This window comes from Bacillus sp. SIMBA_008 (assembly GCF_046535495.1).
GTDB lineage: Bacteria > Bacillota > Bacilli > Bacillales > Bacillaceae > Bacillus > Bacillus subtilis.
In genome coordinates, this window is the sequence record NZ_JAWRWL010000643.1 from 1 (window position 1) to 263 (window position 263).

The window sequence follows — 263 nt, forward strand, 5'->3', positions numbered from 1 at the left end:
GTGAGGAACTTTCCGTTATGAGTACACCCAATCAAGATACACCTTTGCAAGAAGGTAAAATTCCATTACTCGTCATCGATGTATGGGAACACGCCTATTATTTAAAGTATCAAAATCGGCGTCCAGAATTTGTTACCAACTGGTGGCATACGGTGCACTGGGACCGGGTAAATGAAAAGTATTTACAAGCAATTCAATCACAAACACATTAGTCGTGCGTATAAGGTAAATTTGGTAATGTAAAATTAGTATTGTCGAAATCC

1 pseudogene is annotated in these 263 nt (G+C 38.4%); it reads left to right on the top strand.

Annotated elements, in window-relative coordinates:
* A pseudogene (sodA, locus tag SB658_RS24795) lies at positions 1 to 212 on the top strand (superoxide dismutase [Mn]); the annotation flags it as partial.
* Between the last annotated feature and the right edge of the window lie 51 nt (positions 213 to 263).